Here is a 15968-nt window from a genome sequence, read left to right as displayed (position 1 = left end):
CAATGGACGGCAAGGATATACGGAGAGCGACGAATGAATTCGAACGCCCGCCAGCAGTAAGTGAATTGAGTTCTAACAATCCACCCGATCGAGTGGCTTAGTCGATTCGGTCGGCTGACAGCCGCTCGATGCGGACGGCGTCGAGAGTGCGTGGGCACGTCGCGCACGAGTCCTCGGGGCGGAGGGTGTAGAAGAAGCAGCAGCTCGCGCGGTCCCGGGTGAGCAGTTTCTCGCCCCGGGGGCCGGTCAGTTCACGGAAGGCCGCGTCACCGACGTACGGGGCGGTGTCCCCCGGGAGCAGCAGCTCCAGCTCGCGCCGGACCCGTCCCTCCTCGCCCAGCAGCCGCCCCACGTGCCACAGCCCCTCGGCGGTCTCGTCCGTCACCATGCCCCACAGGGCGCGCCCGCCGCGCCGCATCCGCGGCCCCAACGCCGCCAGCAGCGGCGCGAGATGGGCCGCCACGGCCGAGCGCAGCTCGGCGCGCAGCGCCTCCTCGTCCGTCATGGTCACGGCGTCCGGGTGTCCGGCCGCCGGGTCGCCCGGCAGACAGGCGAACGCCGCGGCGTCCGCCGTGATCCGCCCCGAGGCGCGGTGCAGGGACACCGCCTCCACCGGCAGCCGGGGCACCCGGCGGTGGAGGAACCACGGGAGGGTGAACAGTAGACACACGTGCCAGGCGTAGCGGTGCAGCCCGAAGCTCGCGACGACGTCCGGGCGGGGCTCCTGCCCGTACTCGCGCAGTACCTGCGCCTCGTCCCACGCGAGGAACGCGTCCAGTGCCGGGCCGCCCGCGGCGAGCTCCGCGGCCGTCACCCAGCCCTCGCCCCGTCCGGGCGGCCCGCACCGGACGGTGATCGCGGGAAGGGCCTCCGTCAGCCGGGCGTACGAGTCCGCGACGGGGGAGACGTGCGGGGCGGAAGAGGGAGGTGCAGCCGAGGCAGCGGACATCGAGGGGACCACCGAATCCCGATCGTAAACAGGTAAGCCTAACCTTACCCAACCGTATCGGGGTTTGAACTGCCGGATTCGCCGCCTATGGTTCCGATGGGACACCAGGAGGACCTCAATGGAGCAGGGCAGACCCCACAGCGCAGTATCGCGGCCGTATACCGGTGTATCCGCGCAGGCCACGCCGAGCGCGCGCGGGGAGCACACCCATGACGAGAGCGAGTACGCCTACGTCCCGGGTGCCCGCCCCGCACCCCGGGTCCCACAGCGCTACTCCGTCCGGGGACAGGTGCTCGACGCCCTGCGCAAGGCGCTCGTCAGCGGTGAGCTCGTGCCCGGCGAGGTCTACTCCGGGCCCGCGCTCGGCGAGCGCTTCGGGGTGAGCGCGACTCCCGTGCGGGAGGCCATGCAGCAACTCGCCCTGGAGGGCGCGGTCGAGGTCGTCCCCAACCGGGGCTTCCGCGTCACCAGCCGCACGGAGCGCGACCACGCGGAGCTCGCGGAGGTTCGTGCCCTGCTGGAGGTGCCCGCCCTGCTGCGGGTCGCCCGCACCGTGCCGGCGACCCGCTGGCGTGAGCTGCGACCACTGGCCGAGCGCACGGCCGCCGTGGCCGCCGAGGGCGACCGCGCGGCCTACGCGGAGGCCGACCGGGCCTTCCACCGGGCGCTGCTGGAGCTTTCCGGCAACCGGCAGTTGGCGATCGTGGCGGAGGAGCTGCACCGGCGGGCGCAGTGTCCAGGCGGACCGCCTTCCACGGTGGGGCTCCTCGCGCACGCGGAGGAGCACCTGGCGCTGCTGGACGCACTGGGCACGCGCGACTTCGCGACGGTCGAGGCGCTGGTGACCCGGCACTGCGCCGTCCCGGCATAGGGCTGCTCCTCAAACTCCCCCAGCTACCGCCAACGGGCTGAAAATCAGCCCGTCCGGCGTTTGAGGACGACGCGCGACAGCGCGGAACGGGGTCCGGGGGCAGAGCCCCTGGGGTCATGGCCGGAGCCGCTCCGCCAACCACCCCGGCACGCCCCCCAGCAACCGCACCAACCGCCGCGCCTCCTCCCGCAGCCGTTCCGCCTCCTCCGGGTCGGCCACGACCGCCGCGAGGGAGGCCAGGGCGGGGGCGATGCCGACGAGGTAGCCGAGTTCCTCGCGGATCCGCAGTGACTCCGCGAAGCCGTGCCGGGCCGCCGGGAGGTCGCCGTCGTGTTCGGCCATCGCCGCCACGTGGCGCCAGGTGAAGGAGAGCAGTAGCCGCTGTCCGTGCGCGGCGGCCCCCGCGTGCGCGCGCTGGAAGACGGCCGTGGCGTCGGAGGGGTTGCCGGACAGGTGCTGGGCGATCAGGCCGCGGCGGAAGTCCAGCAGGGGGCGGGTGGGTGAGTGCGGGGCCAGCAGGGCCGCCGCCCGGCCCAGTGCGGACCGTGCCTCGTCGGCCCGGTCCCGTACGCCCAGCAGGGTCGACGCGTAGGCGAGGTGGCCACGTTCGCACGCGGCCGCGCCGCGCTCCTCGTCGTCCGTGGCGAGGGCCTCCGCCTCGCGGAGCGCGGCCTCCGCGGGGGCCCAGCCCTCCGCCGTGAACACGCACCGTTCGATCAGCACGGCCGTCCGCCGCAGCGCGGCCCCCGGCTCGGTCGTTGCGCGGGGTGCGAGCAGTGCGGCGGCGTCCTCCCAGCAGGCCCGCGACCGCAGTCGCCAGACGGCGTGTTCGAGGGGGTCGTCCCCCGGGACGTGTGGCTCCGACAACCCAGAATTCCGCATGGCGGTGTCCGCCACAGTGCCCTCCCCAAGCGCGCCGTCGAGCTGGAAGCCTGCCTCGATCACAGCACGGCGAACCGCGCCCGGCCAAGGGTCAGGTGTGAACCAATTCACAAACTCCGGGGCGAAGGCTACCCAAAGATGATCGGCTTCATGAGCGGGAGTCCGCTCATCTGGTCGCCGGGGAAGGAACTGTCCTCAGCTCATGCGCAGCGCCAGGAAGAAGTCCAGCTTGTCCTCCAGCCGGGACAGATCGCGTCCCGTCAGCTGCTCGATGCGTCCCACCCGGTACCGCAGCGTGTTCACGTGCAGATGCAGCCGCGTCGCGCAGCGCGTCCAGGAGCCGTCGCAGTCGAGGAAGGCCTCCAGCGTGGGGATGAGCTCGGCGCGGTGGCGCCGGTCGTAGTCGCGCAGGGGGTCCAGCAGCCGGGCCGTGAAGGCGCGGCGCACGTCGTCCGGGACGAAGGGCAGCAGCAGGACGTGCGAGGCCAGCTCCTGGTGGCCGGCGGCGCACGCGCGCCCCGGGCGCGCGGCGGCGACGCGGCGGGCGTGCCGGGCCTCCTCCAGGGCGCCGCGCAGACCCTCCGCGGAGTGCACGGCGGCGCTGACGCCGAAGGTGAGGCGCCCGTCCCCGTCGAGCCCGCGCTCCAGCGGCTCGCGGATGGCGGCGAGCAGCGCGTCGGCGTGGAGGCCCGCGCCGCTCAGCGGCTCGTCGGGCCCGGTGACCACGGCGGGCAGCGGCACCAGCGCGACGGCCTCGTCGCCCGTGTGGGCGACGGCGATCCGGTCGGTGGGCTCGGGTCCGGTGCTGTCCTGGTCGACCAGGACCTCCTCCAGCAGCGCCTGTGCCACCGGGCCGCCGGGGACGTCGCCGCCCTCCCACTCCACCCGGGCCACGACGACCTGCCAGTGCGGGGCGGTGCCCAGGCCGGGCAGCAGCACCGGGGCCGCCACCCGCAGCCGGGCCGCGATCTCGGCGGGCGCGGCGCCCGCCTGGACCAGCTCCAGCACCTCCTGGGCGAGCCGGCGGCGCACCGTGCGGGCCGCGTCGCGGCGGTCCCGCTCGACGGCGATCAGCTGGGTGACCCCGTGCAGCAGGTCCAGGCGTTCCGCCGGCCAGTCGCCCGCGTCGGCCTCGACGGCCAGCAGCCAGTCCGACAGGACCGTCTCGCGCACGTCGGACGCCGACGCCGCGCGGGCGGTGCCGCCCACGGGGAACAGCGAGTACGTGCTGCCGCCGGTGGTCACCCGGTGGGGGCCGCGCCGGCCGGTGCGCGAGGCGGCCAGGTGCTCGCCCGCGAGGGCCGCGCCCGTCTCGGCGGACAGGCCGGGGCCCGCGTCCGCCAGCGAGGACCCGGCGATCCGGCGGCCGGTGGGGGAGAGCACCCAGGCGCGCAGGTCCAGGTCGGTGCCGAGCAGATCCAGGACGACCTCGGGGCCGCCGCCCGCCGGGCCGCCCGTCATCAGCCGCCGGTGGCGGTCCACGACGGCCGCCAGGTCCCCGGCGCGCTCGCTGGAGACCTGCCGGACGACGTGCTCGGTGATCGAGGCGAAGGAGACCGTCTCGTTCACGGAGAACAGCGGCATCCGGTGCCGGGCGCAGGCCGCGATCAGGTCGTCGGGGGTCGAGGCGATCTCCGCCTCGCCCGCCGCCAGCCCGGCCACGCCCGCCGCCGTGAGGATCCGCACGAAGCGCTCGGAATCCTCCGGCTCGCGCCGCCAGGCCAGGCCGGTCAGCACCAGCTCGCCGCCCGACAGGTAGCGGCTCGGGTCCCGCAGGTCGGTGGTCATCACGCCGCGTACGGTGCGGTCCAGCTCGTCCTCGCCGCCGAGCAGCCGAAGGCCCAGCGCGTCCGTCTCCAGCAGTGCGCGCAGCCGCATCCTCGTCGCCGCCGATCTGTCCTCAGGTAACCCGTGGAATGCAGTGAGGTTTCTGCATCCCGTCTTTCGTTCGAATCTACAAGACATGGGGCCTGGCCAGCCAACCAGCTTCATGTTTTCGGTGACTGCACCGGGCCGGTCACGCGTCGCTGTACTGGCGGTGCGCCGCGTGAACAGGACATGAAGCCCCCCTCGAACCCCTCGATCCCTCGAGAAGAGACCGCCCATGGAATTCCTGCGCCCCGCCGCCTGGGAGGAAGCGCTGGCCGCCAAGGCCGAGCACCCCACGGCCGTGCCCATCGCGGGCGGCACGGATGTGATGGTCGAGATCAACTTCGACCACCGCCGTCCGGCACACCTCCTGGACCTCACCCGCATCGGTGAACTTTACGAATGGGACGACGACGGTCCCGACATCCGCCTCGGCGCCGCCGTCCCGTACACCCGCGTCCTCGACGAGCTCCGCACCCCGCTGCCCGGCCTCGCCCTCGCCGCCCACACCGTCGGCTCCCCGCAGATCCGCAACCGGGGCAGCGTCGGCGGCAACCTCGGCGCCGCCTCCCCGGCCGGCGACAGCCACCCCCCGCTGCTCGCCGCGGGCGCCCGGGTGGAGGCGGAGTCGGTACGTGGTACCCGGTTGATCCCGGTCGAGGAGTTCTACACCGGCGTCAAACGCAACGCCCTCGCCCCGGACGAGCTCATCCGCGCCGTCCGCGTCCGCAAGGCCACCGGGCCGCAGCAGTTCTCCAAGGTCGGCACGCGCAACGCCATGGTCATCGCCGTCTGCGCCTTCGGCATCGCCCTCCACCCCGAGAGCCGCACGGTCCGCACCGGCATCGGCTCGGCGGCGCCCACCCCGGTGCGCGCCCGGGCCGCCGAGGACTTCCTCGCCGCGGTCCTGGACGAGGACGGCCTCTGGGAGTCGGGGCGCCCCATCACCCCGTCCGCCGTACGGCAGTTCGCCGAGCTGTGCTCGGGCGCCTGCAACCCGATCGACGACGTGCGCGGCAGCGCCCGCTACCGCCGCCACGCCGTCGGCGTCATGGCCCGCCGCACCCTCGGCTGGGTGTGGGACGCGTACACGACGGGGGAAGGAGAAGCGCGATGCGCGTGACGTTCACGGTCAACGGCCGCACCCAGCAGGCCGACGACGTCTGGGAGGGCGAGTCCCTGCTGCACGTCCTGCGCGAACGGCTCGGCCTGCCGGGCTCCAAGAACGCCTGCGAACAAGGCGAATGCGGCTCCTGCACGGTGCGCCTCGACGGCGTCCCCGTGTGTGCCTGCCTCGTGGCGGCGGGCCAGGCCGAGGGCCGGGACGTCGACACCGTCGAGGGCCTGACCGACCAGGAGACCGGCGAACTCTCCGTGGTCCAGCAGGCGTTCATCGCGACCGGCGCCGTCCAGTGCGGCTTCTGCACCCCCGGCCTCCTCGTCGCCGCCGACGACCTGCTCAAGCACCGGCCCGACCCCTCCGACGCCGACATCCGCGAGGCCCTCTCGGGCAATCTGTGCCGCTGCACCGGATACGAGAAGATCCTCGACGCCGTCCGCCTCGCGGCGGCCCGCACCGGAGCGGAGGGCTGACCCGATGCGCGACCTGACCCCCACCGGGCTCACCCAGGCCGGCGACGCCAAGGGCGGCATCGGCGAGTCCACCCTCCGCCCCGACGGCACCCTCAAGGTCACCGGCGAATTCGCCTACGCCTCCGACCTGTGGCACGAGGACATGCTCTGGGGAGTGACGCTGCGCAGCCCCCACGCCCACGCCCGCATCCGCTCCCTCGACATCGCCGAGGCCCTCGCCACCCCGGGCGTCCACGCCGTCCTCACCCACGCCGACCTGCCCGCCGCCACCCGCTACGGGCTGGAGATCAAGGACACCCCCGTCCTCGCCGACGGCGTCGTCCGCCACCACGGCGAGCCCGTGGCGCTCGTCGCCGCCGACCACCCCGAGACCGCCCGCCGCGCCGCCGCGAAGATCCGCGTCGGCTACGAGCCGCTGCCCGTCGTCACCGACGAGGCGAGCGCCACCGTCCCCGGCGCCCCCGTCCTCCACCCGGGCCGCACGGACGACCACGCCCCCCACGTCCCGCACCCCAACATCGTCCACCGCCAGCCCGTCGTCCGCGGCGACGTCGCCGCCCACAAGGACCGCGCCGCCGTCGTCGTCACCGGCGAGTACGAAGTCGGCATGCAGGACCAGGCGTTCCTCGGCCCCGAGTCCGGGCTCGCCGTCCCCGCCGAGGACGGCGGCGTCGACCTCTACATCGCCACCCAGTGGCTCCACGCCGACCTCCGCCAGATCGCCCCCGTCCTCGGCCTGCCCGAGGACAAGGTCCGCATGACGCTCTCCGGCGTCGGCGGCGCCTTCGGCGGCCGCGAGGACCTGTCCATGCAGGCCCACGCCTGTCTGCTCGCGCTGCGCACCGGCCGGCCGGTCAAGATGGTCTACAACCGCTTCGAGTCCTTCTTCGGCCACGTCCACCGCCACCCCGCCAAACTCCGCTACGAGCACGGGGCGACCCGCGACGGCGACCTCGTCTATGTGACGGCCCGCATCGTGCTGGACGGCGGCGCCTACGCCTCGTCCTCCCCGGCCGTCGTCGGCAACGCCGCCTCCCTCGCCGTGGGCCCGTACGTCGTCGAGCACGTCGACGTCGAGGCCCTCGCCCTCTACACCAACAACCCGCCCTGCGGGGCGATGCGCGGCTTCGGCGCGGTCCAGGCGTGCTTCGCCTACGAGGCGCAGATGGACAAGCTCGCGGCCGCGCTCGGCATGGACCCGGTCGAGCTCCGCCGCCGCAACGCCATGGCGCAGGGGGCGGTGATGCCGACCGGCCAGGTCGTCGACTCGCCCGCGCCCGTCGCCGAACTGCTGCGGCGCGTCAAGGCGATGCCGCTGCCACCGGCCCGGCAGTGGGAGTCGGCGGGCGGTGACCCGGACGTCCGGGCGCTGCCGGGCGGTCTGTCCAACACCACCCATGGCGAATCGGTCGTCCGGGGCGTCGGCTACGCGGTCGGCATCAAGAACGTCGGCTTCTCCGAGGGCTTCGACGACCACTCCACCGCCCGCGTCCGGCTGGAGGCGGTGGGCGGCGAGGCCGTGGCCACCGTCCACACCGCGATGGCCGAGGTGGGACAGGGCGGGGTCACCGTGCACGCCCAGATAGCCCGGACCGAGCTGGGCGTCGCCCGGGTGACGATCCACCCCGCCGACACCCGCGTCGGCTCCGCGGGCTCCACCTCCGCCTCCCGGCAGACGTATGTCACCGGCGGTGCGGTCAAGCACGCCTGCGAGCTGGTGCGGGAGAAGCTCCTGGAGCTGGCCCGGGCCCGGTTCGGCACCTACCACCCCGCGTGGGCCACCGGCGAACTCCTGCTGGAGGACGGCAAGGTGGTCACCGACGGCGGCGAGGTCCTCGCCACGCTCGTGGACGTCCTGGAGGGCGAGGTCGTCGAGGTCGAGGAGGAGTGGCGGCACCGCCCCACCCAGCCCTTCGACCGGCGCACCGGGCAGGGCTTCGGGCACGTCCAGTACTCCTTCGCCGCCCACCGGGCGGTCGTGGAGGTCGACACCGAGCTGGGCCTGGTCAAGGTCGTGGAGCTGGCGTGCGCCCAGGACGTCGGCAAGGCGCTCAACCCGCTGTCCGTGACCGGCCAGATCCAGGGCGGTACGACACAGGGGCTGGGCCTCGCGGTGATGGAGGAGATCGTCGTCGACCCGGTGACCGCGAAGGTCCGCAACCCCTCCTTCACCGACTACCTCATCCCCACCATCCTCGATACGCCCGCCATCCCGGTCGACGTCCTCGAACTCGCCGACGACCACGCCCCGTACGGTCTGCGCGGGGTGGGGGAGGCCCCCACCCTCTCCTCGACGCCGGCCGTCGTGGCGGCGATCCGGCAGGCCACGGGCCTGGCCCTCGCCCGGGTCCCGGTCCGGCCGGAACACCTGACGGGCACCTGACCCTCTCTTCCCACACCGTCTCGGGCCGTCCCCCGGGTCGTGCGGCCCCCACCGGAATCTGGAGCAGCCACACCATGACCCATGCATCCGTGCGGCCGGGGACCACGGCGGAGGACGCGGGCGCGGGCTCGCGTCCGCCCGCCGGACGGTCCGCGCTCGATCGTTACTTCCACATCTCCGAACGCGGCTCGACCCTCGCCCGCGAAGTGCGCGGTGGCGTCACCACGTTCATGGCGATGAGCTACATCCTCCTGCTCAACCCCTTGATCCTGTCCGGCCCGGACGCCGAGCGGCACACCCTCGCCCGGACGGGCCTGATCACCGCGACGGCCTTCGCGGCAGCGCTGTCCACCCTGCTGATGGGCCTGATAGGCAGAGTTCCGCTGGCACTCGCGGCCGGCCTGGGGGTCTCCGGGGTGCTCTCCACCCAGGTCGCGCCCCAGCTGACCTGGTCGCAGGCCATGGGCATGTGCGTCCTCTACGGCGTCGTCATCATGGCCCTCGTCCTCACCGGGCTGCGCGAACGCGTCATGAACGCCATCCCGCTGGAGCTCAAGCACGCCATCACCATGGGCATCGGCATGTTCATCGCCCTGATCGGCCTGGTCAAGGCGGGTTTCGTGCACGCCGCGAAGTCCGGGGGACCGGTCACCCTCGGCCCGGCGGGCGAGCTGGCCGGCTGGCCGGTGCTGCTCTTCTGTATCACCCTGCTGCTGATCTTCATGCTCCAGGCGCGCGACGTGCCCGGCGCGATCCTCATCGGCATCGTCGCCGGCACCGTGCTCGCCGTCGTCGTGAACGCGGCCTTCGGCCTCGGCCCCCGCACCTGGCAGAACGGCGCCCCGAAACTCACCGGCGGCGCCGTCTCCATGCCCGACTTCTCCCTCTTCGGCCAGGTCGAGTTCGGCGGCTGGGGGAAGGTCGGCGGGGTGACCGTGGGGATGATCGTCTTCACACTGGTGCTGGCCGGGTTCTTCGACGCCATGGCCACGATCATCGGCGTGGGCACCGAGGCCGGACTCGCCGACGAGCGCGGCCGGATGCCCGGCCTGAGCCGGGCGCTGCTCGTCGACGGCGCGGGCGGCGCGATCGGCGGGGTGGCCGGGGCCTCGGGCCAGACGGTCTTCGTCGAGTCGGCGACGGGCGTGGGCGAGGGCGCCCGTACGGGCCTGTCGTCCGTCGTCACCGGACTGTTCTTCACGGCGTGCCTGTTCTTCACGCCCCTGACCAGGATCGTCCCCGGCGAGATCGCCGCGGCCGCGCTGGTCGTCATCGGCGCGATGATGATGAGCCACGCCCGCCACATCGACTGGACGGACCGGGCGGTCACCATCCCGGTCTTCCTGACGGTGGTGCTGATGCCGTTCACGTACTCCATCACCGTGGGCGTCGGCGGCGGCGTCATCGCCTACACCGTCATCAAGGCCGGGCAGGGCCGCTGGCGCGAGCCGGGCGTCTTCATGTGGGTGCTGACCCTCGTCTTCGCGGGCTACTTCGCCCTGCACCCGATCGAGCAGTGGCTGGGCGTGAAGTAGGGAAGCCAGAGAAGTCAGGGAAGCAGGGGGCATCGGCTGTGTTGGACATCGCCTCGGAACTGCACCGGTGGTGCGCGGAGGGCCGTGACTTCGCGGTGGCCACGGTGGTGGCCGTCCGGGGCAGCGCGCCCCGCCCGCCGGGCGCGGCCCTCGCCGTCGACAGCGAGGGCACGGCCGTCGGCTCGGTCTCCGGAGGGTGCGTGGAGGGCGCGGTGTACGAGCTGTGCCGGACGGCCCTGGAGACCGGGGAGACCCTGCTGGAACGATTCGGCTACTCGGACGAGGACGCCTTCGCCGTCGGCCTCACCTGCGGCGGCGAACTCGACGTCCTGGTGACCCCGGTACGGCGGGACCCGGTGCTGGCCTCGGCGCTGTCCGCCGCCGCGCGCGGCGAGCCGCTGGCGCTCGCGCGCGTGGTGACGGGCCCGCCCGGGACGCCGGGCCGCGCCCTGCTCGTACGGCCCGGCGGCCGTCCGGTCGAGGGCGGCCTGGGCGGCCCGGCCGTGCTGGAAGCGACGGCGGCCCGGGCGGCGCTGGCCCTGCTCGACGCGGGCCGTACGGCCCCGGTCGACGTCGGCGCGGACGGCTCGTGCTGCGGGGAGCCGGTACGGCTGCTGGTGGAGTGCAGCGTGCCGCCGCCCCGGATGCTCGTCTTCGGTGCGATCGACTTCGCGGCGGCGCTGGTGCGGGCGGGCAAGTTCCTCGGCTACCACGTGACGGTGTGCGACGCCCGCCCCGTCTTCGCGACGGCGAAGCGCTTTCCGGAGGCGGACGAGGTCGTGGCCGACTGGCCGCACCGGTATCTGGACAGGGTGGCGGTCGACGCCCGTACGGTGGTGTGCGTCCTGACGCACGACGCGAAGTTCGATGTCCCGCTGCTGGAACGGGCGTTGCGGCTGCCGGTGGCGTACGTGGGCGCGATGGGCTCGCGGCGTACGCACGAGGCGCGGCTGGCGCGGCTGAGGGAAGTGGGGCTGTCGGAGGGGGAGCTGGCGAGGCTGTGCTCCCCGATCGGCCTGGACCTCGGCGCCCGGACACCGGAGGAGACGGCCCTCTCCATCGCAGCGGAAATCATCGCGCAGCGGCGTGGGGGATCGGGGATTCCGCTGACGGGCGGGAGGGTGCCGATCCACCACGACGAGAGCTGGGGGAGGGCGGTGGAGCCGGTGGTCGCCCGGTGACGGGGGTCGAGCGTGGCCGGAACCTCACCATGGGTGGCCGGACGCGTTCTCCTACGCTGAGCGCGTCGTGTGTTCGGTACGGGGGAGGAACCGGCGATGTCCAGGTGGGCATGGGTGTGCGTGCGGGTGGTGGTACTGGCGGTCAGCGTTCTCGGCCTCGTCCACGTCCCGTCGTGGGTGGAGGACGCGTACCGGGACCGGGTGGTGTACGAACGGGCACCCCTGTGCCCCGCCGGCGGCCCGGCCGGTGCCGACTGCTTCGAGCGGGTGAAGGGCGAAGTCGTCGACATGGGCACCAGGGGCTGCCCCGGCGACGGCTGCCCGCCCGAAGAACAACGGCTCCGCGTCCGCTACGGGCGGGACACCGTCTGGCTGACGGTCAAGGGCAGTACGTACGACGCCGCTCGGCGGGGCACCCCGGCCGACGTCCGGCTGTGGCGCGGCACGATGACCCGCGTGGAGGTCGGGGGGCACGCCACCGACTACCTCCCGTCCGCCGGGAGTTCACTGCTGTGGCGCCTGTCCGGCTTCTGGCTCCTGGCCGGGGTGGCGGTATGCGCGGCAGCGTGCTCCCGCCGGCGCTCCCTGGCCTTCGCCGGCAGCGCCTGGCTGCTGCTGACCGCGCCGGTCGTCGTGATCGCGGACACGTCTCTTCTCGGCACGCTGGGCGTTGTCGACGTGATCCTCGCGGGGATCCTGGCCGTGCCGGGGCTCGCCGTGAGCGTCGTAGGGCTGCGGAAGGCCCGGGAGCGGTGAGCGCGCCCGAGCCTGTCCTGGCTACTTGACGGCCGTGAGGCGCCACTTCTGGTTGTCGCCGCCGTTGGAGCCCCAGATGATCACGTTCGTGCCGTTGTCCAGGCCGTTGTTCTCGACGTCCAAGAGCTTGCTGCTGTGCACGTTGGTGAGCGTGTAGACGTCCCCGCCGAGCGGGGTCAGCCGCCACTTCTGACCGGGACGGTCGTCCTTGGCCGTCCACTGGAGGACGTTCGCACCATTGCCGGTGCCGCTCTCGTGCACATCCAGCACCTTGCCGCTGCAACGGGCGCGCAGCAGATAGACGCCCTCCTGCCCGCCGGGCAGGAATTCCCATGCCTGCGCGTCGGTGCCGTTGGCCTCCCACTGGTAGACGTTGCCGCCGTCCTGCGTGCTCGCGCCTGCCACGTCCAGGAGCTTGCCGCTCTTGACGGACGTCAGGGTGTGGAAGCCGGTGATCGCGGTCATGCGAGTCCTCTCTGCGGAGGGGCGCGTGTCGCCCCGGCGGGGGAACGTAGCGTTCTTGATCGCGAACGTCCATGGCGCGTTGCGTACACACATACGGATCCGGCCATGGGCCGGGTTCGTGGACCGTTGCCACGAACCCGCCTTCACCGCAGGCCGAGCACCATGGCGTCATAGACCGGCGCCTCGTCCCACGGCCGGGTCCGCCCGACCTTGACGTACCCCCATGCCTCGTACGCGCGTTGCGCGGGCGCGGCCTCCGGCTCGGGGCGCATCGTCAAGGTGACCCGCTCGACACCGAGGCCGTCGACGAGCCGAGTGTGCAGCGCGTCGGCGATGCCGCGTCGGCGCCATGGCTTACGGACCGCCAGCTCGATGATGGTGAAGGTGCGCTCCCCGGTTTCCCGGGTGAAGTCCTGCGACGGCAGCGGTGTGAGCATCCCGTTCCACCACGAGGTGTCCGCCGGAAGCCGGTACCCGAAGGCGAAGCCGACGACTTCGTCGTCATCGCGGGCGAGGATTAACCGGAAGCCGGGGCGCAGGGCCTGGCGCTGGAAGAGCTCGATGAACTCGGCCACCTCCCGGGGGCCTTCGCTGTAGGGCGCCTCGACGTACACCTCCTCGTAGGCCGGGAGGAAACCGTCGAGCAGGGTGGCTGCGCCGGGGCCGTAGCTCCGCTCATAGGTCACCTCGGCCATGCGACCTCCTCACTGTGCATCACCCATGCGTTCCGTTCAGGATCAGGTCGACAGCGTCACGATGGGCGGAAAGGTCCGCTACGACTGCTTCGGCACCGGCGGAGCGCAGCTCCTCCTCGCTGCTCCGTCCGGTGGCCACGGCCACCACGCGCACCCCGGAAGCCAGCCCGGCCCGCACGTCTCCCGGGGTGTCCCCGACGAGGACCGCGTCTGCGGCCGGGCAGGACGCCCGGGCGAGGGCCAGACCCACGAGGCCGGCTCGCTCTTCGGATTCCTCGCCATACGCGCCGATAGTGAGGTCGAGGTGGCGGTCGAGGCCGAAGGCCGCGAGCTTCACCTCGGCCGCGACGCGGATGTTACCGGTGAGGACGGTTTGCCTGACGCCGGGGACTTGGCTCAGCGCGGTCAGCGCTGAAGCCGCGCCGGGCAGGGCTCGACCCCGGTCGCGTAGTCCGGCGATGCCGCGCAGGTGGGCCTCGGCGAGAGCGACGGCGAAATCCGCGAACTCGGCGGAGCTGGTGCGCAGTCCGTGCATCCTGGCAGTCTCGCGGAAGATGACCGGCTCGGTCAGACCGTCGATGCGGGGCTGGCCGGTCATCCGCACACCTGTCACCCGCAGGAAGGCCTCGGCGAACAATGCCCGCCCGGCTCCTCGGGTGTCGACGAGCGTGTGATCGATGTCCCAGAGAACGAGCCCTGTCGTCATGCGTGCCCCCTACCGCCTGTGCTCAGCTTGTCACAGGCAGGGTCGGATCCCGCTACGCTGGGGCGATCGCTCGGCTTGAGGACGGAGGGCGGCGATGGTCGCTCCGGATCTGCCCGTGGGCGCCAGGATCCGCCGCTACCGGAAGCAGCGTCGGCAGGACGTCATCGCAGGGCTTGTCGGCATCTCACCGGATTACCTGTCGCAGATCGAACGAGGGCTGAAGATCCCTTCGATCCCGGTTCTGCAAGCTATTGCACGGGAACTCGGCGTGCCCGTAGCCGCCTTGCTGGGTGAGGAACCCGTGGCGGCCGGCGCGCCCGAAGTCTCTTCCGCGCCAGGCCTCGTTGAGGCTTTCCTGGGCATCGGCCTGCGGCACGCCGGGGCTTGTGCCGGCCCGGCCGATCTCCGGGAGCGGGTCGAGGGAGCATGGCGAAGCTGGCAGACTTCCCCCACGCGGTTCACCGATGCGGCTGCGGTCTTGCCTCACCTCATTGGTGATGTCGAGCAATCCCTGCGTGCGCACCGGGTCGGCTCCGATGCGAAGGCCCGGCGGGAAACCTCCGGAGTAGCTGCCGACCTCTGCTTCCTGCTGCGTTCCTACCTTCGCCGCACAGGCCGCACCGACCTCTGCCTGCTCGCCGCGGACCGTGGCCTCCGGGCCGCGGAGGACAGCGACGACCCCATCCGGATCGCGGCCGCCGAGTGGAACTTGGGACACGCGCTCCTCGCGTCCGGCGAGCCGGATGGAGCCGAGCAAGTCGTCATGCGCGCTATCGGGGAGTTGTCGGCCGGGCGAGGCAACGATCCGGAGCGGATCGCGATGGTCGGCGCACTTCACCTGGCGCGGCGGTCGCGGCGGCACGACGCCGGGACTGGTGGGGTGCCCGGGAGCGGATCAGGCGGCATGCCCGTCCGGCGGCGCTGAGTGTTGGCGAAGGCAATGTCATGTGGACAGTGTTCGGCCCCACGAATGTCGAGCTGCACAGCATCGGCATCGAGATCGAGGCCGGTGAGACCGGAGAAGCACTGCGCATGGCGGATGTCGTGGACACGAGCACACTCGAGTCGCTGGAGCGGTCGTTCACATTCACAGCCGACATCATCCGGTGCTATGACCTCCGACGTGAGGATCCCGCTGTGTTGCTCCACCTCCTGCAGTTGGAGCAACTTGCCCCTGAAGACCTGGCTCGTTCGCCAATGGCCCGCGACATGGTGCTGGGGCTCGTCAAGCGTGCCCGCGTCATACATGCCAAGCAGGCCGAATCGCTGGCGGAGCGCATCGGGTTGCTGTGAGGAAGAGCCAGTGGCTCAGAGGAAGAGCCAGTGGCTCACCCGAGCTGACAGCTCGGGTGGCTCAGGTGTGGCATCCCTACGGTCAACGGCATGAACACCCACCGCTTCAGTGACAACGAACTCGCCACCCGCTGGCTCGTATCCCGTGAAACTCACCCCCGCGAAGCGCGCGAGGCGTGGGCGCGGGGCGAACCCGCGATGATCCGGATGGGCATCCACGTCGAGGCCGTCCGTCTGCCCGCGAGGTTCGTGTACGTCCGCGCGGGCGGCGAGGACAGGGCGGCGGTCGAGGGGGCCTTCCGGCAGGTGGGCATCGTTCGCGCCGTCATCGCCGACGCCCACCACCGCTGGTACTACGCGCTCGTACCACCCGGCACGTCCGCCGCCGCGGACGAGCCCCGGCTCGCCTGCTGCGGCGTCGGCGGCTACCTCGGCGTACCCCCGACGCACCGCGTCGGCCCGCCTGGGACGTACTGGCTGCTCGCGCCGCCGACCGACGAGGCGGGGCTCTGCGACCTCGGCGCCCTGCGCGAGCTGGCCGCTGCGGCAGCCCGGGACTGAGGGCGGCGCCGGGCGAGGGACGGACGGCGGCGCGCGCCGCGCACGCGTGCCCTGCCGCCCCCGACGACCTGCGCGAGCTGGTGGCGGCAGTCGGTGCCACTCCCGGCGCCCGGAGCGGCGTACGGGCACCCGAAGCGGCACCCGAACCCTTTGCGGGTTCATTACCCCGAACGGGTGGCCCCCCACGACTCCTGTGGCATGCTGGGTGCCGAAGGTGCCGTTCCGGCCC

16 protein-coding genes are annotated in these 15968 nt (G+C 72.7%); 10 read left to right on the top strand and 6 right to left on the bottom strand.

Annotated elements, in window-relative coordinates; all coding sequences use genetic code 11:
• Positions 1-97: 97 nt before the first annotated feature.
• Positions 98-949, bottom strand: a complete 852-nt coding sequence (locus tag AB0E98_RS05225; RefSeq protein WP_361698769.1) for a (2Fe-2S)-binding protein — start codon at positions 947-949, stop codon at positions 98-100.
• Between the two features lie 118 nt (positions 950-1067).
• Here AB0E98_RS05225 and AB0E98_RS05220 point away from each other — a divergent pair, with 118 nt between their 5' ends.
• Positions 1068-1820, top strand: coding sequence for a GntR family transcriptional regulator (locus tag AB0E98_RS05220; protein ID WP_361698768.1), 753 nt, complete (start codon positions 1068-1070; stop codon positions 1818-1820).
• Between the two features lie 114 nt (positions 1821-1934).
• On the opposite strand, the gene AB0E98_RS05215 is transcribed toward AB0E98_RS05220, so the two are convergent.
• Complete coding sequence (locus AB0E98_RS05215; protein WP_361698766.1) at positions 1935-2702, bottom strand: hypothetical protein; 768 nt, start codon at positions 2700-2702, stop codon at positions 1935-1937.
• 195 nt (positions 2703-2897) lie between these two features.
• Positions 2898-4580, bottom strand: coding sequence for a PucR family transcriptional regulator ligand-binding domain-containing protein (locus tag AB0E98_RS05210; protein WP_361698764.1), 1683 nt, complete (start codon positions 4578-4580; stop codon positions 2898-2900).
• Between the two features lie 226 nt (positions 4581-4806).
• Here AB0E98_RS05210 and AB0E98_RS05205 point away from each other — a divergent pair, with 226 nt between their 5' ends.
• From AB0E98_RS05205 to AB0E98_RS05180, 6 genes are all read left to right on the top strand, one after another.
• Positions 4807-5694: a xanthine dehydrogenase family protein subunit M gene (locus AB0E98_RS05205; protein ID WP_361698762.1), complete on the top strand. Its 888-nt coding sequence runs from the start codon at positions 4807-4809 to the stop codon at positions 5692-5694.
• Positions 5685-6164 carry a (2Fe-2S)-binding protein gene (locus AB0E98_RS05200; protein WP_361698760.1) on the top strand — a complete coding sequence of 160 codons (480 nt, stop codon included), beginning with the start codon at positions 5685-5687 and terminating at the stop codon, positions 6162-6164. Before AB0E98_RS05205 ends, AB0E98_RS05200 begins: the two co-directional genes overlap by 10 nt.
• Positions 6165-6168: 4 nt before the next feature.
• Positions 6169-8547, top strand: coding sequence for a xanthine dehydrogenase subunit D (gene pucD / locus AB0E98_RS05195; RefSeq protein ID WP_361698758.1), 2379 nt, complete (start codon positions 6169-6171; stop codon positions 8545-8547).
• A 74-nt stretch (positions 8548-8621) separates the two neighbouring features.
• The gene (locus AB0E98_RS05190) at positions 8622-10082 is read left to right on the top strand and encodes an NCS2 family permease (protein ID WP_361698756.1); all 1461 of its coding nucleotides are present in this window, start codon (positions 8622-8624) and stop codon (positions 10080-10082) included.
• 38 nt (positions 10083-10120) lie between these two features.
• Complete coding sequence (locus tag AB0E98_RS05185; protein WP_361698754.1) at positions 10121-11263, top strand: XdhC/CoxI family protein; 1143 nt, start codon at positions 10121-10123, stop codon at positions 11261-11263.
• A 96-nt stretch (positions 11264-11359) separates the two neighbouring features.
• Positions 11360-12019 carry a hypothetical protein gene (locus AB0E98_RS05180; RefSeq protein ID WP_361698752.1) on the top strand — a complete coding sequence of 220 codons (660 nt, stop codon included), beginning with the start codon at positions 11360-11362 and terminating at the stop codon, positions 12017-12019.
• A 21-nt stretch (positions 12020-12040) separates the two neighbouring features.
• On the opposite strand, the gene AB0E98_RS05175 is transcribed toward AB0E98_RS05180, so the two are convergent.
• The 3 genes from AB0E98_RS05175 to AB0E98_RS05165 all read right to left on the bottom strand — a co-directional run bounded on the left by AB0E98_RS05175 (position 12041) and on the right by AB0E98_RS05165 (position 13885).
• Positions 12041-12484, bottom strand: coding sequence for an RICIN domain-containing protein (locus AB0E98_RS05175; protein WP_361698750.1), 444 nt, complete (start codon positions 12482-12484; stop codon positions 12041-12043).
• 143 nt (positions 12485-12627) lie between these two features.
• On the bottom strand, positions 12628-13179 hold the full coding sequence (locus tag AB0E98_RS05170) for a GNAT family N-acetyltransferase (RefSeq protein WP_361698748.1): 552 nt from the start codon (positions 13177-13179) through the stop codon (positions 12628-12630).
• A 19-nt stretch (positions 13180-13198) separates the two neighbouring features.
• Positions 13199-13885: an HAD family hydrolase gene (locus AB0E98_RS05165; RefSeq protein ID WP_361698746.1), complete on the bottom strand. Its 687-nt coding sequence runs from the start codon at positions 13883-13885 to the stop codon at positions 13199-13201.
• A 94-nt stretch (positions 13886-13979) separates the two neighbouring features.
• On the opposite strand from AB0E98_RS05165, the gene AB0E98_RS05160 reads away from it, so the two are divergent.
• The 3 genes from AB0E98_RS05160 (at position 13980) to AB0E98_RS05150 (ending at position 15739) form a co-directional block, all read left to right on the top strand.
• A complete protein-coding gene (locus AB0E98_RS05160; RefSeq protein ID WP_361698744.1) occupies positions 13980-14810 on the top strand; it encodes a helix-turn-helix transcriptional regulator in 831 nt (276 codons plus the stop codon).
• A gap of 20 nt (positions 14811-14830) precedes the next feature.
• Positions 14831-15178 (top strand): hypothetical protein, encoded by a 348-nt coding sequence (locus tag AB0E98_RS05155; protein WP_361698742.1) that lies wholly within the window; start codon positions 14831-14833, stop codon positions 15176-15178.
• A 90-nt stretch (positions 15179-15268) separates the two neighbouring features.
• Positions 15269-15739, top strand: a complete 471-nt coding sequence (locus AB0E98_RS05150) for a hypothetical protein (RefSeq protein ID WP_361698740.1) — start codon at positions 15269-15271, stop codon at positions 15737-15739.
• Positions 15740-15968 lie beyond the last annotated feature (229 nt).

The organism is Streptomyces sp. NPDC037389, assembly GCF_040636475.1.
GTDB classification, from domain to species: Bacteria; Actinomycetota; Actinomycetes; order Streptomycetales; family Streptomycetaceae; genus Streptomyces; species Streptomyces hesseae.
This window is presented reverse-complemented; position numbering and strand designations above follow the sequence as displayed.